Below are 26,378 nucleotides of genomic sequence, written 5' to 3' on the forward strand. Positions count from 1 at the left end.
AAGGAAGCACCCATGAAAATCATTGACGCACATGTGCATTATTCGAATATTGATACCTTTCACGAGACAGCCCGGACTTTAGCGCATATCGATTATACCGGCAAAGGACTCCTGGAGGAGTTCCGCCGTTCCGGTGTTGTCGCGGGAGTCGGTATGGGCGTAACGGAGACGGCCGCAGGTAGCTTTCCGGATTCCGAAGCGCTTAATCCCATGCTGCTTGATCTTAGCGGGACACTTCCTGACAATTTGTTTACCTGTGTTGGAATTAATCCGCTGACCCTCCGTCTGGACGGGCAGCTGGAGGCGCTGGAACAATCGCTGCAACAGAAGGATGTCGTTGGAATCAAGCTCTATGCCGGCTATTACCACTTCAATGTGGGGGATGAGATCTACGATCCGGTCTACAAGCTGGCCTCTGCTTACGGACTGCCGGTCGTTATTCATGGAGGACTAACTTACTCTGACCGGGGACTGTTGAAATATTCGCATCCGCTGTCTATGGAAGAGACGTTCCTGAAGCACCGGGATATTACCTTTATGCTCTGCCATCTGGGCGATCCCTGGGTTATGGACACAGCGGCGCTTTTGGAGAAGAATCCGAATCTCTATACCGACCTGTCCGGCTGGATCGTCGGAGACCAGGCCAAGGTGGACCGTCTGCTGACCGAGCAGACCTACACCGATCATTTCCGCCGGGCGATTGTATTCGCCGAGAAATATGACCGGCTCGTCTTCGGTACCGACTGGCCGCTGGTTCCGCTGGATGCCTACATTACATTCGTGAAGCATCTGATCCCGGAAGCGCACTGGGAGGATGTCTTCTATAATAATGCACTCCGCGTGTTCCCTAAGCTGGAGGAGCGGATTAGAGAACTGGATTTGGCGGAGGCGTAAACGATGCACAGAATTTCTGACGAAGATGCTTATAAGTATGGCATTGAAACCAGACATGATCTTATGGATAGCGGTGAGCGCAGATTCAGATTAATCTGCTCAACCGACGGAAGCTCCTATTGCCGGACGGTAGCCTCTGAGAAAGGTGCCTGGCAGAGCAGTCATTATCATAAATCCGTCTCTGAGATCTACGTCGTGCAGTCCGGCTGGATGGTCTATGCGGAACTAAAAGAAGAAGATTTCAAGCTTCGCGTATTACGTGAAGGAGAAACTGTCTCGTTTGCGCCTTTCGTGCATCATAATATTTATTTGTCCACCGAGGCAGTCATCCATACGATTAAATACGGCAAATCAGAGGACAACGACTGGTACGCCTCCCCGGAGCTGGATAATCTGACACAACACCTCTCTTCGGAAGCACTTTTATCTATCTGAAACTTAGAACAGTGATCCCCTCTAACCGGGGAATTACTGTTCTTTTTTGTTTTTGCGTGAAATGGGTTGGGGCCAGGGTTTACTCCCGCCTGATGCTTGATGAGGCAACCTGTGCTAAGCTGTTAAGGGTCAGACTTGCCGAAATATAATTATTCCTGCAGATGGAGGGTTAGTATCATGCCTCATGTTAAAGTTAAAGATCTGGAATTGTTTTATGAAAAAATGGGTAGCGGAGATCCGGTTATTTTTCTGCACAGCAGTTATTCGCGCGGGTTATTGGCCTTTTCTAGTCAAATTCTGGATTTCCAAAATAAGTACACTTGTTATTATCCTGATTTACGCGGACATGGCAGAACCAGGTGTAAAAGTCTCGAATGGTCTACGCCTCAGCTGGCGGATGATATCGCAGCCTTCATGGATAGAATGAGTATTGAAAAAGCGCATCTGATCGGCTACAGCATGGGTGCAAATGTCGGACTGTACCTCGCAGTAAATGATCCGGCAAGAGTTGCTACACTAACTACAATTGGAACCGGCGGATTCTGCAATCCGGCTGGTGCTGAAGACTTTGAGCCGGAGCGTCTGCTGGAGCTTGAGCAACAGGGCATCATCCGTCAGATGAAAGAGAGGCATGAAGAAGCACATCTAGGGAATTGGCAGGAATTCATGCGGCAATCAGCTACTGACTGGCGTAGATATCCGGACCTGAGCGAAGCACAGTTAAGCAGTATCGGCTGTCCGGTTCTAATCATTGCAGGAGAGCACGATACATACGCTACAGCGGATAAGATCATTCAGCTAGTCTCGCTGATCAAAGGATCACAATGCCTGATCGTCCCGGGTGCCGGCCACCCGCCGCATATGGGAAGGGAACAGCCGGTGCTGGTGAACGATACGATCCTTGAATTTCTCGCAAAGAATTCTAACCTCAAGTGAAAGGGCTGTACATATCTTATGAAGAAAGTCATCGTAATTGGAGCAGGGATTCTCGGGGCATCTACAGCCTACCAGCTGACAACAATGGGGGCAGAGGTGCTGATTGTCGACCGTAAAGATCAAGGACAAGCCACGGATGCGGCCGCAGGCATCATCTGTCCCTGGCTGTCCCAGCGGCGCAATCAGACCTGGTACCGGCTGGCAAAGGCTGGTGCAAGATATTATCCTCAGCTGATCGCGGAACTTGAGCATGCAGGCGAAACCCATTCGGGCTATGCCCGGGTAGGTGCGCTTAGTATTCATACGGATGCGGGCAAGCTGGACAAAATAGAAGAGCGGGCGCGTCAGCGGCTGGCGGATGCACCGGAAATCGGAGAAATTACGCGGCTTACGGCTGAAGAAACCCGTGAACGGTTCCCGCTGCTTGCTGAAGGGTATGCCTCTGTTCATATCAGCGGGGCTGCCAGGGTAGATGGACGCGCCCTGCGGGATGCGTTACTTCACGCTGCGCAGCAGCAGGGTGCCACCAGAATTGCCGGAGATGCGGCGCTTCAATATGAGCCAGGCCGGGTGACCGGGGTTACTGTAGGTGCAGAGTGTTACCCGGCGGATGAAGTTATTGTGTGCGCAGGCGCCTGGGCGAACCCGCTGCTACAGCCGCTTGGCATTGATTTCAAAGTCAGCTACCAAAAAGGGCAAATCCTGCACTTGCAGGTTTCCGGCCATCAGGATACTGAAGCATGGCCTGTAGTCATCCCGCCGAGTGATCAATATCTGCTCGCGTTTGACCAGCAGCATATTGTAATCGGGGCAACTCATGAGAATGATATAAAAGGATATAATACCAGAGTGACCGCTGGCGGCATGCAGGAGATTCTGAATAAGGGGCTGGAGGTGGCACCTGAACTGGCAAACAGCACTTTGGGTGAAGTGAGGGTAGGATTCCGCCCGTTTACACCAGGCTTCCTCCCGGTCTTAGGTGCTGTTCCTGGATGGAAAGGGGTTCTCGCAGCCAATGGACTGGGAGCTTCCGGACTCACGATGGGCCCGTTTATCGGCAGCCAGCTGGCGAAGCTGGCACTAGGAAGAGAGACCGATATGGATATTAGTGATTATGACCTCCAGGCGGCGATGGAGAGCAGATGATTACGAATTCATTTCCTGCAATGGAAGGATTAGATTCAATTCTGCCGCTCCATTGAACTTTTGTTTGACAGAAGAAGATGTGTAATCCATAATACAATCCATACTAAACATATATGATTTATAGAGGAAGGGTGGATCACACGTGACCAAGTTAAAGGCTACATTTAGAAAAACGATTGGAATGGGGACACTGACAGTAATGTTTGTAATGCTTCTGGCAGGCTGCTCCGGTTCTAACAACAATGCGGACACCAGTAATGGCGCTCAGGCAAGTGCGAGTCCAGCCGCAACGGAAAGCACAAGCCCAGCAGAACCTGCTGCAGGAGGTACTTTTACCTATGGCCGGCCGGCTTCCGTAACCTCGTTTGATCTGCATAACCAGATCACCTCCAATAATGCGTTTGCGATTGATAAAGTGTTTGAATCTTTGGTCGCTTTTGACAGCAAGGGTGAAATTAAGGACTTTCTTGCAGAGTCACACACGATCAGCGAAGATGGCTTAACGTATACCTTCGTATTGCGTGACGGTCTGAAGTTCTCGAATGGAACGCCAGTCACAGCAGAGGATGCCGTGTTCTCCCTGAATCGTCATTTGACGGTTGAAGGTCCGCTGGCGATCTCCGCGACGGTAGAATCCTTCAAGGCACAGGATGACAAGACGCTGGTAATTAAGCTAAAAGAACCCTACACACCGTTCATCTCTGAGCTGTCCAACTTCTCCAATGGTATCATCCCGAATAATTTCGGCGGCGTCAGCGAAGAAGAGTTCTTCAAGAAGCCGGTAGGCACGGGCCCTTTCGTAGTTGAAAGCTGGGACCCTGCTGGTGATGTTACCTTCACCAAGAACACAAACTACTGGCAGGAAGGCAAGCCTTATATCGATAAGCTTGTCTATAAATTGATTGAAGACGACAGTCAGGCGATCAACCAGCTGAAGGCAGGAGAAGTGGATGCAGTAGAAGCGCTGTCCCTTCAGAATGCAGGTGAGATTAAGGACGGCACAGATACTACTGTCGTAACGAACGGCAGCTGGGTGACGGAGCAATTGTTCTTCAACACGCTGGATGAGCATTTCTCCGATGTGCATGTCCGCCGTGCACTGGCGCTGGCGCTGGACCGTGACGGTCTGACCAAAGCATTAACCTTCGGATATGCACAGACCGCCAATTCTTTGCTGCCGACAACGATTCCATACAACGCCAATGATACCCTTAAGTCATTGAACTTCGATGCCGCCGCAGCCAAGGAAGAGCTTGCCAAATCTGCATTCCCTAACGGATTCTCAACCAAGCTGCTGATCGCTTCCGGCAACAGCACAAGAGCCCAGGAAGCACAGATTATTCAGGCAGCAGGTCAGACCATCGGAATTAAGATTGAGATTGAATCCGTTGAACTGGCTACCTTCCGTGAACGCTTCTTCGCCTATGATTTCGCGGCGATGCTGAACAGCGGTCAAGCCGACTCTCCGGAAGCGAACTCGATCCTGGCGTTCCAGACCGATCCGGAAGGCTTCAGCAAATCGTACTGGACGCATTACACGAACGATAATGTAACCAAGCTGCTGTATGGGGGCCAAAAAACAGCCGACGGCGATGCCCGCGCAGCCATCTACACCGAGCTGCTGCAGACGCTTGCAGATGAAGTGCCTTACATTCCGCTCTACTACCCGGATATCCTGATTGGTGCCCGTTCTTCGGTGGATGGACTGGTTGTTCTGCCTAACGGCAGTATCCGTCTGGAAGATGTGCGCGTAAGCAAATGATGAATTCCAGGCGAACCTTAACCGGTGCGCAAGGAAACAATGGTTCTTACAAGTGGCTGGGGATAGCACTTGTAAGAGCCTTAATTGTTATCCTCTGCGTGATGACGGCAGTCTTTTTCCTCATACGTATTGTACCCGGCGACCCTGCCAAAATGATTCTCGGAGAATACAGTACACCCGAAGCGCTTAAGAATATGCATCACACCCTGGGGCTGGATCTCCCGCTATGGGAACAATTCATCCGGTTTATGAAGACCTTGTTCACGCAAGGGGATACCGGTAACTCGATTATTATGGGCACCTCGGCACGAGAGCTGATTATGCAGCGGGCTCCTGTAACTTTGCTGCTTATCCTGATTGCCTGTGTGCTTGCAATTATTACTGCACTTCTGCTCGCTACTGCCGCAGCCACACATAAGGATAAACTGCTGGATCATCTGATCCGCATCTTTCCTGCGATCACTCTCGGTATGCCAATCTTCTGGGTTGGCATCCTTTTGATTCTGCTCTTTAGTGTCCGGCTGGGCTGGTTCCCTGTCGGGGGAGTAGGCGAAGGCTTCACAGGGACGCTGCGAAGCTTGGCGCTGCCGGCGATAACGGTTGCTTTTTCACAGATTCCTACGCTGGTCCGCTCGCTCAGGGCGCAAATGCTGGAGGTACTTGAATCCGACTTTGTCGTCACGCTGAGAGCATCGGGCATACCTTCCAGAGTTATTCTGTTTAAGCATGTCCTGCGCAACTCTGCGCTCCCGACACTGATGCTGCTGGGAGTCAACATCTCTTATCTCATCGGGGGTACGCTTGTCGTCGAGCAGGTATTCGGCATCAAAGGGATCGGCAGCCTGCTGTTCACTTCAATTTCGAATCGGGATTTCCCTGTCATCCAAGGAATAGCCCTTTATTGCGCGCTATCTGTAGTGATCATCAGTCTGCTGATTGAAATCATCTCCTGGTGGCTGGATCCCAGAACGAAGGGGAAACAATGACAACTACAACGCCAGATATACAATTGCCAGAGGGCAAGAAGCAAGTAAACGGGCTGAGACGGATATGGAATACCCCATCCCTGCTGATCGGAATCATTATGTTTGCAGTGCTTATTCTGCTGGCTCTGTTCATCCCTTACTTAAGTCCGTATCATCCGACGGAGCAGAATTTGAGCGCCTTCCTGCAGCCGCCGTCTTCCACCCACTGGCTGGGTACCGATCAGCTGGGGCGTGATTTGTTTACCAGACTGATCTATGCAGCGCGGACGGATCTGACTATCATGGTTCTGGCGGAGATCATTCCGTTCTGTACCGGTGTCTTACTGGGAATGCTGTCAGGGTATTACGGCAAATGGACCGATAGAATTATTGCACTGATTACAGATACATTTATCGCTTTCCCGTTCTATCTGATCGTAATTATTGTGGCCTTCGCCAGCGGTGCCGGGGAGCGGGGGATTTATATCACCTTCATTCTCGTGGGCTGGATTGTATTCGCCCGTGTGGTCAGAGGTCTTAGCGCATCCTTCCGGGAACAGGAATGGGTGGCTTCTGCCCAGACCCTGGGACTGCCCGGCAGCCGCATTATTCTGCGCCATCTCCTGCCTAATGTATTGCCGCAAGCCGTTGTCGTGCTGATGACGGATATGGTCGGACTGCTTGTAGCCATTGTTACACTGGGTTATCTGGGTATCGGTATCGCACCGCCTACACCGGACTGGGGGACAATGATCTCAGACGGACAACCCTTCATTACCACCGCCTGGTGGCTGTCAGCAGTTCCGGGATTCGCCGTGGTATATACGGGGATAGCGTTGTCTCTGTTAGGGGATGGCCTGGCCGATATTTGGAGGAAAAAATAATGTCAACTGAGCCTGTGCTTGAAGTAGAATCACTGACACTTGCAGCCAAGTCGAAAGAAATTCTCGTCAATAATATCAGCTTCTCGCTTGCACGCGGGGAGAGTCTCGGGCTGGTAGGGGAATCGGGCTCCGGCAAGTCGCTTACACTGCGGGCAATCCTTGGTCTCCTTCCTCGTGGTGTGGAGCAGACCGGAGGGGCCGTACGGAGTAAGGTAAGCAGTGCCATGGTATTCCAAGACCCGAGAGGGGCACTGGACCCGCTCTGTCCGGTTGTGAAGCAGCTGGCAGAAGTCGTGTATTACAGACAACAGGTCAGCCGGAGAGCTGCACGGACGATTGCCTTGGAACTGCTTGAAAGACTGGGTCTTCCGGATTCTTTGAGAAAAAAAGACCGCTATCCCAGCCAGCTGTCAGGCGGCCAGTGTCAGCGTGTTGTTATCGCATTGGCTCTTGCCTGTAAGCCCGGCATTCTGCTCTGTGATGAGCCGACAACCGCCCTGGATGTCACCGTTCAGCGGCAGATCATCGACACGATCACCAGTCTGCAGCATGAACTCGGTTTCGCAATGGTCTTCGTCACCCATAATCTGGCGATTGCCGCTAACCTCTGCTCCAGATTGTATGTCATGAAGCAGGGGCAGATAGTCGAGCACGGCGAGACGCTTAGTCTATTGCAGCATCCGGCTGATCCCTATACGCAGATGCTGATCGATTCGGTGCTTCCGTTGCCGGAGCTTGAGCTTGAAGGGAGCAGACAATAATGGATTTAGCTTTGCAGGTGCGGGATTTAACGGTCCGTTACGGCGGATTTACCGCGCTCGACCATATTCAGCTGGATTTGGAGCAGCATACGACGCTTGGACTTGTCGGAGAGTCCGGTTCAGGAAAGTCTACGCTGGCGCGGGTCATTGCCGGGCTGATCGCTCCGGATGAGGGGCAGATTCTGCTGGGTTCCCAGGAATTGCGCAAGAAGAGAAGCAGAGAGCAGCATAAAAAGATTCAGATGATCTTTCAGAATCCGGATGCCTCGCTGAATCCCAAGCATTCTATCCGGCAGATTCTGTCTGAAGCCCTGCTGTTTCACCGGATTGTCGACCGTTCCCAAGTGGAGACAAGAAGTAAAGAGCTGCTTAGCCGGGTGCAGCTGGAAGCCAGGTCGCTGGACAAATATCCGCATGAATTCTCCGGCGGCCAGCGCCAGCGGATTGCCATTGCACGCGCTCTAAGTGTGGAGCCGAGTCTGCTGATCGCCGATGAGCCGACAAGTGCACTCGATGTATCCGTGCAGCGTAGCGTGTTGGAGCTGTTCCACACGCTCAAGGCTGAGCTTAATCTGACCGTGTTATTCATTTCTCACGATCTCGGGGTTATTCATGCGGTCAGCGATACTGTTGCCGTCATGCGGCAGGGGAAGCTGGTAGAGATCAATACCAAGGATCAATTCTTCGTCCGTCCGGAGCATGAATATAGCCGCGAGCTGTTATCAGCGGTTCCGAAGATGCCACAATGACACAATTACATCAGGAGGTCTATATGAACCGAGAAGCACAAGGATTTGTCCCGCTGTCCCTGTCAGAGTTCAAAACATTAACAGGACAGCTCTCTGATCTCTTATCCACCCAGTACCCTCCAGTGATCATTCCGGGGGAAGCCATATTAGGCATTGAAGCGGTAGCTGCAGGAATTGCTGCACCCAGCCGGACCATTCTAAATGTTGTGACTGGCCCTTACGGCAGTTTGTTTGGACAATGGCTGGAGCGCGGCGGAGCGACGGTGATTGAAGTGAAAGTTTCCTTTGATGAAGTCATTACTGTGGAAGAGGTTGCGTCTGCGGTTGAGCGGTATCATCCGGTTGCTATTTCTTTCGTACAGGCAGAAGTTGTTACAGGCGGCTCAAACCCTGCGAAGGAAATCTTCGAGCTTGCACGCAAGCATAATCTCATTACGGTAACGGATTCCGTATCAGCAGTAGGCGGAGAGGCTCTGTTAGTCGATGAGTGGTCCGTAGACTTTGCCGTGATGGGTGCGCAAAAAGCGCTCGCCGGACCTAACGGCGTCAGCGCAGTCAGCATTTCACCACGCGGCTGGGCCTTCCTGGAGTCGAATGAAAGAGCGCCCCGCAATTCCATTCTATCCTTGCTCGATCTGAAGCCGGCACCGGACGGCACGCCGCCGCTTCGCGTCCCGCCAAATATTCCAACACTGGAGGCCAGAGCTCTGATCGTAGCCTTGACGACTGTTGCCGATGAGGGACTGGTTCAAGTGATTAAGCGCCATGAAATTGCAGCAGCTTCTGCCATAGCGGGGATCACAGCTCTGGGTCTTGAACCCTGGCAGAAGAACAGCCGGCATTATTCCACATTGACGACCACGGTTCGGGTGAACGGGGAGCAGAAGCTGCTGATCAAGCAGCCTATCGGCATCGTGGCTCCCGGAGACGGCGAATTATCCGGCCAGCTGCTGCGGATTAACCATTTCGGGGCAAATGCCAGCCGGGAAGGTGTTGAAGGCGCAGTGCGGACGCTTGCCGGATTACTGAAGCAGGATGCAGAGCAGGCAGTACAAGCTGTCCGTCAGGTTTGGGGTGAAGCCCTATGATTCTCAAGCATCCGCAATTCCAGGCGTACAGCGGTATCCATATCGCAGGTATCGAAGGCAAACCGTTCGATATTGAAATTCAGAATGGCCGGTTTACTTCGGTTAAGGAAGCCGAACCGCAGCATGTACAGGCGGAACAACCTCAGCAGAAGCTATGGATCAGTCCGGGTATCATTGATCTGCATACGCACCTGGCCTGGACCGATTTCGATCATGCCGACCAGCTGAACCGGGACAGCCGGGAGGTTGAAGTGATGCAGGCAGAAGCCTTCGCAGCCACCTTAAGGACTGGCGTAACTACGGCGCGTGATGCCGGCGGCATTCTGCCAAGCACCATCCGTCATCTCGTGAAGTATTATCAGCAGCCGCTCCGGGTGCAGACCAGCAGTGAAATGCTGGGCGCAGCGGATGCCAAGGGAGTTAAGCATCTGGAGGGCCGACTGGCAGAGATCTACGCTACCGGAGCAGGCTGGATCAAAATCATGGCAACAGGGGGTCTAGGCGCGCCTACCGAGAAGGTAACGGAGCCGAACTTCTCTGAGGAAGAGTTCGCCTTCATCGTCCGTCATGCACACGCGAACCGGAAGAAGGTTCTGGTACATACCTGGGGCGGCGTGACAATTGACTGGTCCATCCAGGCCGGAGTGGAGTCCATTGAGCATGGGATGTTCCTGACCTGGGATCAGGCTGGCCGACTGGCCGAGTCCGGCGTAGCCTTCGTGCCGACAACTTCGATCTACCGGATCGCAGCTGACCCCAAAGGTGTGCTGGCGCTGAATCCGGTCATCTGTGAACGGGCCGCCCGTGCAGCCGATGCTCATGCCACGGCCATTGGATATGCCAAGCGGGCGGGAATACGTCTTGGATTCGGTACAGATTATGCTACTCCTTCACTGCATGGCTACAACCTGCAGGAATTCGATACGCTGTTCGATTACGGCCTGAACCGGGCAGAAGCATGGAAGTCCGCTACGCAAGACGCAGCAGAGATCCTTGGAAGCGGTCATGAGCTGGGGCGGATTGCCAAGGGCTACATTGCTGATGCGGTCATCTATGCTGCCGATCCCTATCAGGCACAGAATGCAGATCAGCTGCGGAAGAGCATCATCTCGGTGGTTACCGGGGCGGATGAAGCAGATCTGATCCAGACCCATTGATCGTACTCTGCATGCTAAGGATTGTCCCGTTTAACCATTCTATGGTTTAGGGTCAGTCCTTTTTCGCGTTCATTGCTGAAAATAATCCTTGACCTGGAACGCATTACATAAATTATAGTTCAGAGGAACATTACACAAGGGGGCTGGGGATTCATGAGTCAGAGCAGCAGAAAAATAGTCTTCATCGACATTGACGGAACACTTCTCACTGAGAATGGAATCATACCGGAATCGGCGCAGCAGGCGTGCAGACAGGCGAGGGAGAACGGGCATTTGCTCTACCTGTGTACCGGCCGCTCGAAGGCTGAGATCTATGACTCCATCTGGAATATTGGCTTCGACGGCTTAATTGGAGCAGCAGGAGGGTATGTAGAGAACGGCAATGAAATGCTTTATCACAAAAAAGTGACTCCGGAAAACGCCAAACATCTGGTCGATTATTTTCACGCCAATGAGGTGGATTTTATTCTGGAATCCAACACTGCCCTATACGGAAGCCGGAATTTACAGCCGCATCTGGAACGCAGAATTTATGGTGATCTGCTGAATGATCCTGCAGCGCAGGAGAGAAAACGGCTGTCCCCGCATCCTTATATCGCAACACTGACCTATGGGAACGAAGAATTATATTTGGATGATGTCAACAAAATTTGTTTTCTGGAGAGCAGTCTGCCCTTTCATCAGATCCGGGAGGCATTCGAAGGAAGGTTCACAGCACTCCAGAGTTCTATCCCCCTGTTTGGAGAGAACAGCGGGGAGCTGATGATTCCGGGTGTCCACAAGGCTTCGGCCATTGCCGATGTACTGAAGCACCTGGACATTCCGCGTGAAGACAGTATGGCGCTTGGCGATGGGCTTAATGATCTGGAGATGCTGGAATATGTCCAGGTGGGGGTTGCTATGGGTAATGCCAGAGAGCAGCTCAAAGAGATTGCCGATGATATCACCGACCACATTGAGGAAGACGGACTGTATAACTGTTTCCTGAAATACGGCCTGATCTCAGCTTAAATAGACACTGTATGCATACGGACCGGGTTGATATCCAATAAAGCACATGGTAAAATGCACTTAATTAAACGATTGGAGTTGAATAGTATAGTGTAGGATTCTCTTGCGGTATTAAACAATAAAACAGCTTTATAGTACATGATCTTAAGAATGGCTACATTTTCATTCATAAGTTCATCTTATAAGGGCGTTATTTCGTGCGCGCGTTTTATTCTTTATATGCAAGAAGGGTCTGCATCTTTTCACTCAATCAATATATCCTTATTCAAGTCCGTCCGGGCTGAATTTGCTGTATTTATTTGAGCTGTAAGAAGATAACCTTCTTGCAGCTTTTATTATTTTGTACAGGAGGATATTGTATGTCATTAATCAATGTGAGCAATCTGACGTTTGCCTATGAGGGCACTTACGATAATATTTTTGAGCATGTGAATTTCCAGCTGGATACCGATTGGAAACTGGGCTTCACCGGGCGCAACGGCCGGGGCAAAACCACCTTCCTGAACCTGCTGCTCGGCAAATATGAATACAGCGGGACGATATCCGCACAAGTAAGCTTTGAATACTTCCCATTTTCGGTTGCGGACCCCACAAGTCAGACCCTGGATGTAATCAGTGAAATTGACCCGGAATATATACACTGGAAATTAATACGGGAGCTGAACCTGCTGAAGGTAGCGGAGGATGTGCTGTACCGGCCTTTCAATTCATTGTCGAACGGAGAACAGACGAAGGTGCTGCTGGCTGCTCTTTTTATCAAGGAAAACAGCTTCCTGCTCATCGATGAACCCACCAACCATCTGGACATGAAGGCTCGTAAGCTGGTCAGTGACTATCTCAGCACGAAGAGCGGCTATATTCTGGTCTCCCATGACAGAGCCTTCTTAGACAACTGTGTAGACCATATCCTGTCGATCAACAAGACCAATATTGAGATCCAGAAGGGGAACTTCAGCAGCTGGTGGGAGAATAAGACGAGGCAGGATAACTTCGAGCTGGCGGAAGACGAGAAGCTGCGGCGGGACATTAAGCGGTTATCGGCTTCCTCCAAACGGACGGGCGGCTGGGCCCATGAGGTAGAGAAGTCCAAGAACGGCACCCGGAACTCCGGCTCCAAATTAGATAAGGGCTATGTCGGTCACAAGGCTGCAAAAATGATGAAACGCTCGAAATCGATCCAGCAGCGGCAGGAATCTGCGATCACCGAGAAATCCAAGCTGCTGCGGAACATTGAAAGCTCGGACAGTCTGGAAATATCACAGCTTCCGTATCATAAGCAACAGCTGGCCGAGCTGGATGAAGTTTCGGTCTTTTACGGGGACAAAAGTGTTTGTTCAGAGGTGAGCTTCACGATTGAGCAGGGCGACCGGATTGCACTCACCGGCAGCAACGGCTCCGGGAAATCGAGTATTCTCAAGTTGATCTGCGGGGAGGAGATTCATCATACAGGTGTTATACGGAAGGACAGCCAGCTTGCCATCTCTTATGTATCCCAGGACACCTCGCATCTGCAGGGCAGTCTGAGCGAATATGCCAGAGAGCACGGAATCGATGAAAGTCTGTTCAAATCGATTCTGCGCAAGCTTGATTTCTCGCGGATCCAGTTCGAGAAGGAGCTGTCCACTTACAGCGGCGGCCAAAAGAAGAAAGTACTGATTGCCCGGAGCCTCAGTGAGAAGGTGCATCTGCATATCTGGGATGAACCGCTTAACTTCATTGACGTGATCTCCCGGATGCAGATTGAAGAGCTGCTGATGGAACATACGCCGACAATCCTGTTTGTGGAGCACGACCGGGAATTCTGCGCGAATATTGCTACCAAGATCGAAGCTATGGATTAAGATGACAAGCCTCTGCGAGCGGCAGGGGCTTTTTTTCTGCGTGTAAATGTAGTATGAATGCATTCCGGAAGGTAGGACTGTAATATTTGGCGTAATATGCTAAGCTTATTCAGGAAGAATAGCAAGCAGCCTGCACCATACAACAGAAGTTTAGAGATTACCACGATTAGGAGTGAGGATTTTGCAGACAAAGATCAGCCTCGAAGGCGAATGGAAGTTGCAGTTAGATGAGAGTAAGCACGGACTCGTATTACCTTACACAGATGTAATCACACTGCCGGGAACAACCTCCCATGCCCGCAAAGGACCGAAGAATGAGGAGTTTCTGGTAAGCGCTCTAACGGATGAATATCTGTTCGAAGGATCCGTATGGTACTCCAGGGAGATTGACATTCCAGAGGAGCTGGCCGGCAAGAGCAGTTATCTATATTTGGAACGTACACGGCTTACAACGCTGTGGGTGGACGGGCAGGAGATTGGCAGCCGCGACAGTCTGAACACCGCCCATGTATACGAGCTCCCGCAGCTGTTGCCGGGTACGCATATAATCACGATCCGCGTAGATAACACGGGTTACCCGACCAAAGGCGGACATCTGACTTCGCCGGATACCCAGACGAACTGGAACGGAATTACCGGCCGTATGGAGCTGCAATTCTACGGAGAGTCACAGCTTAGCGGCATCCGCCTGGATTCGGAGCTGGCTGCACGTTCCGTCCGCATCACAGCAACTCTGGAGAGTAAGAGCGAGACTACTCTTGTAGTATCTGCCAAGAGCTTCAATAGTGAGGATTCACACACGGTAGAAGAGCAGGAGTACATAGTATCACCGGGGAAGTTCTCAGTAGACTATGCACTCGGCCAAGAGGCGCTGCTCTGGAGTGAATCCGCTCCCAATCTGTATAATATCCTCCTGGTTCTGAAGGATAGCGAAGGCAATGCCATCGACCGGCAGGAGGTTATCTTCGGACTGAAGGAATTCCGGGCAGAAGGCGACAAGTTCACGATTAACGGGGAGAAGACTTTCCTCCGCGGCAAACATGACGGACTGATCTTCCCGCTGACCGGCTATGCTCCTACAGATGTTGAAGAATGGGTCAGAATTCTTGGCATCGCCAAGTCTTACGGGATCAATCATTACCGTTTCCATACCTGCTGTCCGCCGGAGGCTGCTTTTACCGCTGCAGATATGCTTGGGATCTACATGCAGCCGGAGCTTCCGTTCTGGGGTACGATTACGGTAGAGTCGGACGAAGGGCATAATCAGGCAGAGCAGGATTACCTGATCAGCGAAGGCTATGCCATTCTGCGGGACTTCGGCAATCATCCATCCTTTGTGATGATGTCTCTCGGCAACGAGCTGTGGGGCAGCAAAGAGAAGATTGATTCCTTCCTGAAGGACTACAAAGCGTTCGATGACCGGCCTTTATACACCCAAGGCTCCAATAACCACCAATGGGTACCGGAGGTTCTGGAGCATGACGACTTCTTCAGCGGGGTTCGCTTCACCCGTGACCGGTTGTTCAGAGGCTCCTATGCGATGTGCGATGCTCCGCTGGGACATGTCCAGACCGCTGTGCCCGGCACGATGAAGGATTATGACGACCAGATCGTTCCTCCGGACTTCCTGAATGGAGGAGGACAGGCTGCTGCTGCCGGCGGCGAGATCCAGATTCAGTATGGCACCGAAGCCAAAACGGTGCAGGCTGGCGGAGAATCCGGCGAATGGATTCCGCAGGTTCCGGTAGTCTCGCATGAGATCGGACAATACGCTACGTTCCCTAATTTCGAAGAAATCACGAAATACACGGGTTCGATCAAAGCTGAGAACTTTGTGATTTTCCGTGAACGGCTGGAGAGTAAGGGACTGGGACATCTGGCATCGAAATACTTTGAAGCCTCCGGCCAGCTTGCGGTAGCCTGTTATAAGGAGGAGCTTGAGGCTGCCTTCCGCTCGCGGCGGCTGGCCGGCTTCCAGCTGCTGGACCTGCAGGATTTCAGCGGTCAGGGGACTGCGCTGGTTGGCGTACTTGATGCCTTCATGGATTCCAAAGGACTGGTCAGTGCCGAGGAGTGGCGTACGTTCTGCAATGATGCGGTACTGATGGCACGATTCCCTAAGTATAATTATACCTCGGGTGAATTGTTCGCCGCCCATGTGGAGCTTAGCTGCTTCCGCAGCGGTATGCCGGATTCCGCTCAGCTGCTATGGCAGCTTGCAGCAGAAGGTAATGTAATTGCTGAAGGAACAACCTTAGCGGCCATTCCGGCCGGAAGCCATTATATCGACATCTGCGATCTGGCGGTAACTCTTCCTGTCGTAGACCAGATGAGTAAGATCATATTATCCCTTTCCATCCAGGGGACGGATATCCGCAAGAGCTACGACCTGTGGGTATACCCTGAGCAGAGCAGCAACCCGCTTGAGGACATTCATGTATTCACGGAGCTGTCCGAAGAGGCGCTTGCACTGCTGGAGAAGGGCGGCAATGTGCTGCTTATGCCAGAGCCGGAATCCCTGAAGAATGCAATTGAAGGGTACTACTGCACTGATTTCTGGTGTTATCCGATGTTCCGCTCCATCTCGGAGAGCATGAACCGCCCTGTACCTGTCGGTACGATGGGTCTGCTGATTGATAACAGCCACCCGGTACTTCGTGAGTTCCCGGGTGAGGAGCATTCGACCTATCCATGGTGGAGCATTGTGGAGAATTCGAAATCGCTGATCATGGATGATGCGGACCGCAGCTGGAATCCCGTTGTGCAGACCATTGATAATTTCGAACGTAATCATAAGCTTAGCTTCCTTACGGAATGCCGTGTAGGCAACGGTAATCTGCTGGTATGTGCACTGGATGCAGGCAAGGTGAGCGAGACCCCTGAAGGCAGACAGTTCTTGACCAGCGTGGCTAATTATATGAAATCTGCTGAATTCAAACCACAATATGAGGCAACTGTTGCCGAGCTTCAGGCGCTGATTCAATAGCAGTAACGAACGAATAACACAAAGGAGCGATTCTCCATCGGGAGAGCCGCTCCTTTGTGTTTTTTCAAGATTATAAGACTTCATCTATTCAGACTTCGGTTGTACCTGCCGTGGTCAGCTTCATTTCGGGTTTAGATTCAGTCTGCTCCCCGGATGTCTGCTTCACTTGCTTAATGAACAGGGAGAGCAGCAATCCCGCGATGCTGATGCCGATGATGACGAGATAGGCGTCATTGATGCCCTGGATGGAGGCCTCCATTAGCATGTGCTCCCGGGTCATACTACCGGCGCTCCCATCAGCCATGCTCTTCATAGCAGAGGTTGTGCTGTTAGTCATTACCGTTACCAGCAGGGAAGTTCCTACGGCTCCGGCAACCTGCTTAACCGTATTGGAGATCGCTGTGCCATGGGCATTAAGCTTGGCGGGTAACTGATTCAGACCGGCAGTCTGGATCGGCATTAGGATCATTGCCAGTCCGATCCGCCGTCCGGTAGACATGACAGCCATATACAGATAGCCCGTTGAATCGGTTAGATTAGTGAAGCTGAAGGTAGTGGCGATCATGATCAGCAGACCGATGACGGCCAGCCATTTGGCCCCGAAGCGGTCGAACAGCTTGCCGGTGACCGGCATCAGGAAGCCCATAATCAACGATCCGGGAAGCAGCATTAATCCGGATTCCATAGCCGTGAAGCCGCGGGCATTCTGCAGGTAGAGTGGAAGTAATATCATATCCGCATACATCACAATGGTAACAGCAACATTAATAACAGTCGTTAAGGAGAACATCGGGTACTTGAACGCCCGCAGATCAAGCAGCGGGTTGGCGGAAGCTAATTGCTTCCAGGTGAACAGGGCCAGAGAGACGATTCCCGCGCCGAGCGAGAGGAGCACTTCCATACTGGACCATCCGGCGGTACCCGCCCGGCTGAATCCATACAGCAAAGCGCCGAATCCGGCGGTCGACAATACAACACTGAGAATATCAATCTTCGGATAGGAGCGATTAGATACGTTTTTCAAGTAAATGAAACCGCCGATGATGATAAGTACTGTGAACGGAAGGATACCGTAGAACATAGCTTTCCAGCTGTATTGTTCCAGGATATAACCGGCCAGTGTAGGTCCAAGTGCAGGGGCGAAGATCACGGCTAATCCAACCATGCCCATCGCCGCACCTCTTTTCTCAGGCGGGTATAGCGTCAGGATAACATTCATAAGCAGCGGCATGATAATTCCCGCACCCACGGCTTGAATCAGCCGTCCGGTCAGCAGTATGGGAAAATTCCCGGCCAGCGCTGATAAGACTGTACCTGCCAGGAAAATAAGCATGGAGCTCTGGAATAGCTCACGTGTAGTGAACCGCTGCATTAAGTAGGCAGTGATTGGGATAAGCACCCCGTTCACCAGCATATATCCTGTAGTCAGCCACTGGGCGACCGATGCTGCGATTCCAAAATCAACCATTAACTCCGGCACGGCAACACTCATAATCGTCTGATTCAGCGTAGCCAGAAAAGCACCTAAAATCATTATGAACACAATAGGTCCCCGTCGAATTGAACTGATGTTTCCCGTCTTCTCTTTACTCACTCTACTCCACCCTCTCTAATGTGTAATTCACCGGCCGGTCCATGGCGCCCCGGGCAACAACATGAGTGTGCCAATGAAATGTTGAGAAGTTGTTATACAGATGTTAAAGAGTTGTTAAATCAGCATCACGCAAAGATTGTAGCGGAGTTTAACATTTATTTAACAACATTGCGTGATAATGAGGATCATAAAGCGTTGAGCAAGTGCTTATCCTTGTAATGATCTTAGAAGGAGTGGGGAGAATGGAAGAACGGATGGATAACGGATTCATAGCTTTTGAGTACATCACGGTTCTGGCAGATCAGGAGCTTGCGCAGCTGTATAAGGATTGTTACAAGAATCTGGGCTGGATCCAGGCAGAAGAGAATACGCAACGGCAGGTCCCCGGAGCAGCTTATATCAAACCCGGATCTGTCGCACTGAAATTTAAGCGGAACCGGACAATCAGAAAAGTAGAAGGTATAGAGAGGCTGCAGCAGGAATGTGATCATGCTCTCGCTTCTATTAAGCGGCTGGAGAAGTCCAAGACCTCCCGCGCTATTATTAATGCGTTGATTACCGGACTTATTGGCACCTGTTTTGTCGGCGGAGCCGTGTTCAGTTATCTGGACAGCAGAATTCTGCTGTGTATCTTTCTGGGACTCATCGGCTTTGCCGGCTGGGGGGCAGCCTATCCGCTATACAACAATGTATACAATAAGGTGACCGCGCAGGCAGGCCCGCTGATTGAGGAGCAATATGAGAGACTATATCGGGCCTGCGAGCAGGCGAGCCGTCTGCTGACTTAAAGCAAGAACAATTAATGCGGGATACTTAAGCTACTTGGGGGAACGGGAAATGAATGATAGCTTTTTGATGACCAATACTATAAAAGTGAATAAGATTATCGCCTGTATCCTGTGGATCACGTTTGCCGCCTTCTGCTTCTTCCTGGGTACCAGTGAAGTTAGAAGTGAGGTCGTGGTGTCGCTGCTCTTGGAGCTGGCCGTCGTCACATGGTTCATTTACCGGAAGAAATATGTGCTGCAGACCACTGTTATTCTGACAATAGCGGTTCTGACCTGTACCATCCCATACATTGAATCACCGGGTGCAGGGATGCTGATCATGGTTGTGCTCTGTGTGATTGCCCTATATTTGAATAGGGTGTTGCTGTACGGTTTTGGCGGCTTGTACAATATTTCGTATATCGTAATTTATTATTCGGAGCATCATGTGTTTGATACTACTTTCCTGATGACTATTGGTTTCATAGAACTGACTATTGTGGCATTGTACTTTGTCTGTAAAAGAAGTGCTGATCTGATTGAGCTATCCGCCCGCAAGGAAGCCGAGGCCAAAGAACTGTTAAATGCCGTGGATACTATGGTGGATGTTGTTCATGAGCATACGACGGCACTCAATACGGATATTGCCAACTGCAGCAGGGATGCGGGAGTGTTACAGAAGATCAGCAGTGTTCTTACAACGAATATCCATGAAGTTACGGAAGGCATCGTAGATCAATCAGAGAGTCTCACCCATATCAGTACCATGATGAATGAAGCGGGCGGGCAAATGTCGGGTATCCATAGATTGTCGCAAGGTCTGGCACATACCTCCGGAGAAGCCGGAGTAGTGGTTAGGCGAAGCTCGGAGAACATCCGGCAAATGGGCAAACAAATGGAGATTATCAACACAGCAGTTAGAGACTCACTGACTACCGTCGAAGAGCTGAACCGCAGCATGGATGAGGTGAATAGCTTCCTGTCAGCGATCAAAGGGATCTCCGATCAGACGAATCTGCTGGCGTTGAACGCCAGTATTGAAGCTGCCAGAGCAGGCGAAGCCGGAGCGGGGTTTGCGGTAGTGGCGAATGAAGTCCAGAAGCTGGCCCGGCAATGTATGGATACAGTACAGCAAATCGATGCTATTATTCATACTATCAAGCGCAACACACAGCTTGTCGTCGACAAGGCAACTCACGGCAGTCTTGCCGTTATAGAGGGAGAAGCTATCAGCAGTCAAGTGCTGGAGAGCATTGACAGTATACAGAGCACTTTCCGGCATATTGACGAATACATACTAACCGAACGGAATCTGACCGATCAGGTAAGTTCAATCTTCAATCAGGTGCGTGAGCAAGTGGGGAATATCTCCGGTATCGCCCAGAAGCATGCAGCGGCAACAGAAGAGATGCTGGCTACTACTGAGGAGCAGGAGCATAGTATCGGACTGATCTCTGAATTCATTGGCAGCATTAACAACTCAAGTGTCCGGCTGCAGGCACTGATTGAACACCGTAACGAGTGAATTTGCACTTATAAAAGGAGGGGATCTGCATGATCCGTATTCTGGTGGTTGAAGATGATCTGAAGCTCAATCAAATCGTGTGCTCCTTTTTGGAAGAGAGCGGTTATGAACCCGTCAGCTGCAGCACGGCCATGGAGGCTTTTGACAAGCTGGTTGACCATATGATAGATCTGATCATTTCGGATATTATGATGCCGCAGATGGACGGCTTTGAATTTGCATCGTTAATCCGCGACCAGGACAAGACCATTCCAATATTATTCATGACCGCCCGGGATGATATTTCAGCCAAGCAAAAGGGCTTCCGTATCGGCATCGATGATTATATGGTTAAGCCGATCGATATGGATGAGCTGGTGCTGAGGGTCGGAGCGTTGCTGCGCCGGGCGAGTATTGCCAGCGACAAAAGGCTGGCTATCGGGAGTCTGCTGATGAATGCGGATGAACGGACGGCATACGTGGATGATGAGGAGGTTGCTTTGACGGTCAAAGAATTCAATATTCTGTTTAAGCTGCTGTCTTATCCCAAAAAAACCTTCACGCGCAACCAGCTGATGGATGAATTCTGGGGACTGGACAGCGAGAGCAGCCCGCGCACGGTAGATGTATATATCACCAAGCTGCGGGATAAATTCTCCCATTGTCCGGACTTTGAGATTGTCACAGTGCATGGACTCGGCTATAAGGCGAAGCCGTTATGAGCGGGAGAGGGAACAAGAACAAACGGATCAACACCAGCTTCGTCCTCTGGAAGGACTGGATACTGCTGTCTATCGCCCTGATGATCGTTAACGGCTGTTTTGTGATGATCTACTTCTCGCTTAGAAAAGACGGGATTACTTCCGCACTCCTCATAGCGCCTTCCATGATCGGCTATTTCCTGTTCATCAGCCTGGTTCTCAGTGTAGTCACCGGCATTCTCCGCCACTATTCCTTCAGCCGGCCTATGCGGCGTCTTAGCGATGCTGCCAGGAAGATCGCCCAGGGTGATTTCTCGGTCAGGCTGGCTCCGCTGCGCAAGGATGGCAAGAAGGACTATGTAGAAGTCATGTTCGAAGACTTCAACACCATGGCGGAGGAGCTCTCCAGCATTGAGACACTCAAGGATGATTTCATCGCCAATGTATCCCACGAGCTCAAGACGCCGCTGGCCGTTATTCAGAGCTATGCGCGGGCTATACAGCAAGACAAGCTGTCAGATGAGCAGCGGAATAAATATGCAGATACAATCATGAACGCCTCACAGAATCTGTCGGAGCTTATCACCAATATTCTGAAGCTTAACAAGCTGGAGAATCAGGAGATCCTTCCCTTATCCGCACCCTATGATCTCAGTGAACAGTTGCGGCGCTGTGCTCTGGCCTATGAGAATCTGTGGGAGAGCAAGGACATCACCTTTCAAGCTGATCTGGAGACGATTGTCGTAAGGTATGACGAGAGTATTCTGGAGGTGATCTGGAACAACCTGTTGTCCAATGCCATCAAATTCACCGCTCCAGGCGGAAAAATCTCGCTTAAGCTGACAACCATAGCCGGTTATGCAGTGGTACGGGTGACGGACAGCGGCTGCGGTATGGACGAGGAGACGCTCAAGCATATTTTTGACAAATTCTATCAGGGCGATACCTCACATTCGCAGCAAGGCAACGGCCTTGGGCTGGCATTGGTGATGAAGGCGCTGCAAATGCTCGGCGGCAAGATTAGTGTAGACAGCAAACCGGGAACTGGAACCACCTTCAGCGTCCGTTTGAATATCAGATAGGGCAGAGCCTGCGCGCAGGGTTCTAAATAAATGTCTGGCACAGCTGATCCAGTATGGTGTCCTGGGAGTTGCCGCGTACATTACGCTGGAACAGATACGAATCACTGCTCAGGGCAATCATCAGCATATCTGCTCTGAATACACTGTCCGGTCCGGCTTGCCGGGCTTCCAGACTCACCTCTTCAAAAAGCTGAACCAGCAGCTGATGGAATTCTTCATACAGCGAAGTGCTTGTCCTGGAATGCGCACCCAGTGGGGCAGACGAATGCTCAACGCCAGCAATCAGTCCGGCATGGATTTCTTTGAACTGCAGAAACAGGGCGAGCAGTCCCCGTAACCGTTCGGAAGGCGGGCTGGAATTGTTGCCTTGAAGATAAGCTTTAATGTCCCTGGACAATTGGTCCACAGGGTCCCTGATTAAGTCCATGCACAGCTCGTTTTTGTTGCGGTACCGGCGGTACAGCGTTCCGGCACCAATCTGTGCTTCCGCAGCGATCTGATTCATACTGACCGGCTCAACGCCATGCTCTTCAAATAATCGTAATGCTGCATCCAGAATACGCTGCCGGTTCTCGGCGGCGTCTTTGCGTTCGGGACGGCAGTTAATAACCGGTTGATCCATTGATCATCACTTCCTGTTCTTCTGTAGTCCCCGCCTTGACAAGTGGAGACCTCTCCGTTTAATATCAAGGCAAGGATAAGCGGAGAGTTCTCCACTTCATACTATTCGATAACGAAGGAGTGTGCAAGACGTGACGAAGGAACTAAGCCAGACCGCACTGCTGGTGATGGATATGCAGAATGCCATTGTGTCGCGATATGTACAGGAAGAAGGGGCTCTACTGCCTTTTCAGAAGGCATTAATGACAGCCCGCGAGCATGGCATACCGGTCATTTATGTTGGTGTTGCCATGCGCGAAGGTGTTCAGGTTAGCCCGCTTAACAAAATGTTCGGCAGAATGCCCGGCAATAGCGGAATCACTGCGGAGCACCCGTCGATGCATATTCATGCCGCACTCTCGCCTCTGCCGGACGAGCCGTTTGTCGGCAAATACCGTGTCAGCGCATTTTCCGGGAGTGAGCTGGAGGAGCTGCTTCGCTCCCGCGGAATAGATAAGCTGATTCTGAGCGGTATCGCAACAAGCGGAGTCGTCCTGTCTACCTTACGCGAAGCGGCAGATAAGGATTATGGTCTTACTGTATTATCAGATGCTTGTATCGACTCCGATCCTGAGGTTCACCGTGTGCTTACCGGGAAGGTATTTCCCGCCCAAGCTGATGTGCTGACGGTAGAGGCCTGGGCAAATTCGTTGAAGTAAGAATGTTAGTCACGGAGTTCTTAAGAATAGAAGGAGGACAGTACTATGGGTTCATTAACAGATCAGGTTGCAGTAGTTACAGGTGCGGGTACAGGCCTTGGCAGAGCTGCAGCGATTAAGCTGGCAGAGCAGGGTGCAACCGTCATTCTGGTAGGCAGACGTCCGGAGAAGCTGCAAGAGACAGCTTCATTCATTGAAGAGTCCGGCGGCAGAGCGATAGTCATTCCTGCAGATGTTACAAGTCCTGAAGAGGTCCAGCACCTGCGTGACCAAGTAATTGCGCAGGCAGGGACGGCGGATATTCTGATCAACAATGCGGGCGGAACAGGAGCCCCGACACATATTCACGACTTAACCTTTGCGGCTTGGGATCAAACTCTACAGCTCAATTTGTACAGCCCTTATCTCGTAACTAACGCTTTCCTGCCGATAATGAGAGAGCAGCAATATGGACGTATCGTATCCATTACCTCGGTGATGGCCAATCTGGTCTACCCGGGACTGGGTGCCTATTCAGCTGCCAAGGCAGGTCTGGAGGCTTTGATGAGAACGGTGGCGGCTGAAGAAGCCAAGCACGGAATCATCGTCAACCTGTTCGACCCCGGCAATCTGCAGACCGAACAGAACCCGGGAGGCGCGAACGATCCGGCAACCGTTGTTGATGCCATTATTGACCTTGCCTCCTTGCCGGCCGGCAGCGCTGGCGGAGAAGTGATCAGAGCCCTATCCTAAGGAATGATGACACTGGCAATAGCCAACAAAAGAGAGCGGTTCCCCGTATAAGGAGACCGCTCTTTCTTTGTGTCTGCAATTAGGAACCTTTCTGCAATCCCTTATTCCACTATCCCCGTACAGGCTCTGAAGTCTGCTGAATATAATCCAGAAACCGTCTGGAGGCAGGAGACAGGTAACGGTCATGACGCCATTTCAAGCCGACCTCCCATTCCCAGCCCTCTTCCTCAATCGGAATCCAGACCAGGCCGTCCAGCATCAAGCCCAGCGTCTGGGGCAGTACAGAGACTCCAAGTCCGGCTTTGATGAAGCCGGCTACCGTAATCAGGTCCTCTGCTTCATAGGTGGAGGCCAGCTCGAAATGGGTGTTTTTGAATAGCGAGCTAATCGTAGCTTTGAGTCCGCAGTTTGTTTTCAAGCCGACAAAGGGTTCACCGGACAGCTCAAACAAACTCAGACTGGAGCGTGAAGCAAACCGGTGCTGAGTGGAGACTACAATAAAGATCGGCATACGCCGGATAATCATCCATTCGTCATCGGTCATAGTGGTTTCTCTGGAAGTGATCAGCATATCCGAAGTGCCGGTCTCCAGAGCTTCATCGATATCCCCGTGATTTCCCTGATACAAATCAAACCGGACCTTGGGGTTGCCCGCCTGATAATCCCTGATCAGTGAAGGCACCAGATCAACACCGAGAATATTCAGATATGAGATGTGTACCACGCCTGTCTCCGCATTCGAACATTCATCAATTTCACGAATACCGTTACCGATGTTCTTCATGGCTTCTTCCACCCATTTGCTGAATGTTACCCCATACCGGTTCAACTGAACGCCCCGACCATTCCGCTCAAATAAAGGAACGCCCAGCTCATTCTCCAGTTTGGAGATGGCATGACTCAGCGCGGGCTGGGTAATTCTAAGCGCCTTGGATGCCGAAGTCATATGCTCAAGCCGGGCCACAGTCAGGAAATACTCCAATTGCGTTAGCTCCATTTCAGGACCCCCTATTATATTAATATTAGTAATGGATTTAATGAAAATAATAAATTAGACGCATGAGTAAATCAAGCTTAAGATTGAAGAATCAAATGATGAAAAGGGGAACCAAACCATGACAATTACTTATGCAAATCCAATGACTGAATATGAAGGCAAAAAAATACTCGTAACAGGCGGAACTAAAGGTATGGGGGAGGCCATCGTAAACCGGTTTAAGGCTGCCGGCGCTACAGTGATGACTACTGCCCGCACACTCCCGTCCGGATTGGCAGATGCTGACTTGTTCGTACAAGCAGATCTGTCTGCTAAAGAAGGCGTGGAGAAAGTGATTGCGGCGGTTAAGGAACGTTTCGGCAGCATCGATATCGTAGTGAATAACATTGGCGGCAGTTCTACGCCTCCCGGCGGGTTCCTGGCGGCAAACGATGAGCACTGGATGGATGCGCTGAACTTGAACCTGCTTGCAGCCGTCCGGATCGACCGGGGCCTGATCCCTTTGATGCTGGAACAAGGGAAGGGCGTAATTATCCACATTTCTTCTATTCAAAGAGTACTGCCGCTGATCGAGTCCACCATTCCCTATGCTGCCGCCAAGGCTGCGTTAAGCAATTACAGTAAAAGCCTCTCCAAAGAATTCTCCCCGCAAGGCATCCGTGTAAACCGCGTAGCTCCGGGATTCATTCAAACGACAGCGGCAGATGCCATGATGGAGAATATCGCCAAGGTTACGGGCAGTGCGGAAAGCGCGCTGCAGTCTGTAATGGATGCGCTGGGCGGGATTCCGCTGGGCCGTCCCGGCTTCCCCGAGGAAGTAGGCGAGCTGGTGGCATTCCTGGCCTCCGACCGTGCAGCTTCCATTACGGGAGCCGAATATGTGATAGACGGAGGAACCGTGCCTACGGTCTAAGCTGCAGCCGCATATTCACCGGTTAAGAGCTATCAAAGCCAGGTTAAATCTGATAAGACAGTCCGCTAAGCCATGCATTGGCTGTGCGGGCTGTTCTTTTTTGCTGTTTCGGGATATTATTCTTAAGATTAGCAGTTAAGCTGAACTTAAGAAC

24 protein-coding genes are annotated in these 26,378 nt (G+C 51.3%); 21 read left to right on the plus strand and 3 right to left on the minus strand.

The annotated features are described in order from the left end of the window. Positions 1-12: 12 nt before the first annotated feature. The 14 genes from GC101_RS25100 (at position 13) to GC101_RS25165 (ending at position 16,615) form a co-directional block, all read left to right on the plus strand. Positions 13-894, plus strand: a complete 882-nt coding sequence (locus tag GC101_RS25100; RefSeq protein WP_171719491.1) for an amidohydrolase family protein — start codon at positions 13-15, stop codon at positions 892-894. Between the two features lie 3 nt (positions 895-897). Then, positions 898-1,329, plus strand: a complete 432-nt coding sequence (locus GC101_RS25105; RefSeq protein ID WP_171719492.1) for a cupin domain-containing protein — start codon at positions 898-900, stop codon at positions 1,327-1,329. Positions 1,330-1,506: 177 nt separating this feature from the next. Then, entirely contained in the window at positions 1,507-2,265 is a 759-nt protein-coding gene (locus GC101_RS25110) for an alpha/beta fold hydrolase (protein WP_171719493.1), read from the plus strand. 18 nt (positions 2,266-2,283) lie between these two features. Continuing rightward, the gene (locus GC101_RS25115) at positions 2,284-3,411 is read left to right on the plus strand and encodes an NAD(P)/FAD-dependent oxidoreductase (RefSeq protein WP_171719494.1); all 1,128 of its coding nucleotides are present in this window, start codon (positions 2,284-2,286) and stop codon (positions 3,409-3,411) included. A 142-nt stretch (positions 3,412-3,553) separates the two neighbouring features. Next, the gene (locus GC101_RS25120) at positions 3,554-5,173 is read left to right on the plus strand and encodes an ABC transporter substrate-binding protein (protein ID WP_171719495.1); all 1,620 of its coding nucleotides are present in this window, start codon (positions 3,554-3,556) and stop codon (positions 5,171-5,173) included. Beyond that, positions 5,170-6,159 (plus strand): ABC transporter permease, encoded by a 990-nt coding sequence (locus tag GC101_RS25125; RefSeq protein ID WP_246354496.1) that lies wholly within the window; start codon positions 5,170-5,172, stop codon positions 6,157-6,159. Before GC101_RS25120 ends, GC101_RS25125 begins: the two co-directional genes overlap by 4 nt. Further along, entirely contained in the window at positions 6,156-7,022 is an 867-nt protein-coding gene (locus GC101_RS25130) for an ABC transporter permease (protein WP_081956529.1), read from the plus strand. The genes GC101_RS25125 and GC101_RS25130 overlap by 4 nt, the downstream gene beginning before the upstream one ends. Further along, the gene (locus tag GC101_RS25135; RefSeq protein WP_171719496.1) at positions 7,022-7,783 is read left to right on the plus strand and encodes an ABC transporter ATP-binding protein; all 762 of its coding nucleotides are present in this window, start codon (positions 7,022-7,024) and stop codon (positions 7,781-7,783) included. The genes GC101_RS25130 and GC101_RS25135 overlap by 1 nt, the downstream gene beginning before the upstream one ends. Continuing rightward, positions 7,783-8,532 carry an ABC transporter ATP-binding protein gene (locus tag GC101_RS25140; RefSeq protein ID WP_171719497.1) on the plus strand — a complete coding sequence of 250 codons (750 nt, stop codon included), beginning with the start codon at positions 7,783-7,785 and terminating at the stop codon, positions 8,530-8,532. Before GC101_RS25135 ends, GC101_RS25140 begins: the two co-directional genes overlap by 1 nt. A gap of 23 nt (positions 8,533-8,555) precedes the next feature. Next, positions 8,556-9,620, plus strand: coding sequence for an aminotransferase class V-fold PLP-dependent enzyme (locus tag GC101_RS25145; RefSeq protein ID WP_171719498.1), 1,065 nt, complete (start codon positions 8,556-8,558; stop codon positions 9,618-9,620). Further along, positions 9,617-10,777 carry an amidohydrolase family protein gene (locus GC101_RS25150; RefSeq protein ID WP_171719499.1) on the plus strand — a complete coding sequence of 387 codons (1,161 nt, stop codon included), beginning with the start codon at positions 9,617-9,619 and terminating at the stop codon, positions 10,775-10,777. The genes GC101_RS25145 and GC101_RS25150 overlap by 4 nt, the downstream gene beginning before the upstream one ends. A gap of 153 nt (positions 10,778-10,930) precedes the next feature. Continuing rightward, positions 10,931-11,788: a Cof-type HAD-IIB family hydrolase gene (locus GC101_RS25155; RefSeq protein WP_171719500.1), complete on the plus strand. Its 858-nt coding sequence runs from the start codon at positions 10,931-10,933 to the stop codon at positions 11,786-11,788. A 359-nt stretch (positions 11,789-12,147) separates the two neighbouring features. After that, positions 12,148-13,629, plus strand: a complete 1,482-nt coding sequence (gene abc-f / locus GC101_RS25160) for a ribosomal protection-like ABC-F family protein (protein ID WP_171719501.1) — start codon at positions 12,148-12,150, stop codon at positions 13,627-13,629. 172 nt (positions 13,630-13,801) lie between these two features. Next, positions 13,802-16,615 carry a glycoside hydrolase family 2 TIM barrel-domain containing protein gene (locus GC101_RS25165; RefSeq protein ID WP_343049823.1) on the plus strand — a complete coding sequence of 938 codons (2,814 nt, stop codon included), beginning with the start codon at positions 13,802-13,804 and terminating at the stop codon, positions 16,613-16,615. Positions 16,616-16,703: 88 nt separating this feature from the next. On the opposite strand, the gene GC101_RS25170 is transcribed toward GC101_RS25165, so the two are convergent. Then, positions 16,704-18,149, minus strand: a complete 1,446-nt coding sequence (locus tag GC101_RS25170; RefSeq protein ID WP_171719661.1) for an MDR family MFS transporter — start codon at positions 18,147-18,149, stop codon at positions 16,704-16,706. 302 nt (positions 18,150-18,451) lie between these two features. Between GC101_RS25170 and GC101_RS25175 the strand changes: the two genes are divergently transcribed. Genes GC101_RS25175 through GC101_RS25190 form a run of 4 tightly spaced genes read left to right on the plus strand, consistent with a single transcriptional unit; the run spans position 18,452 to position 22,263 of the window. Next, entirely contained in the window at positions 18,452-18,997 is a 546-nt protein-coding gene (locus tag GC101_RS25175; RefSeq protein WP_171719503.1) for a hypothetical protein, read from the plus strand. Between the two features lie 49 nt (positions 18,998-19,046). Next, complete coding sequence (locus GC101_RS25180; RefSeq protein ID WP_171719504.1) at positions 19,047-20,501, plus strand: methyl-accepting chemotaxis protein; 1,455 nt, start codon at positions 19,047-19,049, stop codon at positions 20,499-20,501. Between the two features lie 29 nt (positions 20,502-20,530). After that, the gene (locus tag GC101_RS25185) at positions 20,531-21,202 is read left to right on the plus strand and encodes a response regulator transcription factor (RefSeq protein WP_171719505.1); all 672 of its coding nucleotides are present in this window, start codon (positions 20,531-20,533) and stop codon (positions 21,200-21,202) included. Further along, positions 21,199-22,263 (plus strand): HAMP domain-containing sensor histidine kinase, encoded by a 1,065-nt coding sequence (locus tag GC101_RS25190; protein WP_171719506.1) that lies wholly within the window; start codon positions 21,199-21,201, stop codon positions 22,261-22,263. Before GC101_RS25185 ends, GC101_RS25190 begins: the two co-directional genes overlap by 4 nt. Before the next feature lie 22 nt (positions 22,264-22,285). On the opposite strand, the gene GC101_RS25195 is transcribed toward GC101_RS25190, so the two are convergent. Then, complete coding sequence (locus tag GC101_RS25195; protein WP_171719507.1) at positions 22,286-22,885, minus strand: TetR/AcrR family transcriptional regulator; 600 nt, start codon at positions 22,883-22,885, stop codon at positions 22,286-22,288. Between the two features lie 130 nt (positions 22,886-23,015). Between GC101_RS25195 and GC101_RS25200 the strand changes: the two genes are divergently transcribed. Beyond that, entirely contained in the window at positions 23,016-23,582 is a 567-nt protein-coding gene (locus GC101_RS25200) for a cysteine hydrolase family protein (protein WP_343049824.1), read from the plus strand. A 45-nt stretch (positions 23,583-23,627) separates the two neighbouring features. After that, entirely contained in the window at positions 23,628-24,314 is a 687-nt protein-coding gene (locus GC101_RS25205; protein WP_171719508.1) for an SDR family NAD(P)-dependent oxidoreductase, read from the plus strand. A gap of 109 nt (positions 24,315-24,423) precedes the next feature. Here the strand turns inward: GC101_RS25205 and GC101_RS25210 are convergent, their stop codons facing one another. Further along, entirely contained in the window at positions 24,424-25,311 is an 888-nt protein-coding gene (locus GC101_RS25210) for a LysR family transcriptional regulator (protein WP_171719509.1), read from the minus strand. 118 nt (positions 25,312-25,429) lie between these two features. Between GC101_RS25210 and GC101_RS25215 the strand changes: the two genes are divergently transcribed. Next, positions 25,430-26,224 (plus strand): SDR family oxidoreductase, encoded by a 795-nt coding sequence (locus GC101_RS25215; RefSeq protein ID WP_171719510.1) that lies wholly within the window; start codon positions 25,430-25,432, stop codon positions 26,222-26,224. The last annotated feature ends 154 nt before the right edge of the window (positions 26,225-26,378 follow it).

The sequence above is a fragment of the Paenibacillus phytohabitans genome (assembly GCF_013141775.1).
Taxonomy (GTDB): domain Bacteria; phylum Bacillota; class Bacilli; order Paenibacillales; family Paenibacillaceae; genus Paenibacillus_AQ; species Paenibacillus_AQ phytohabitans.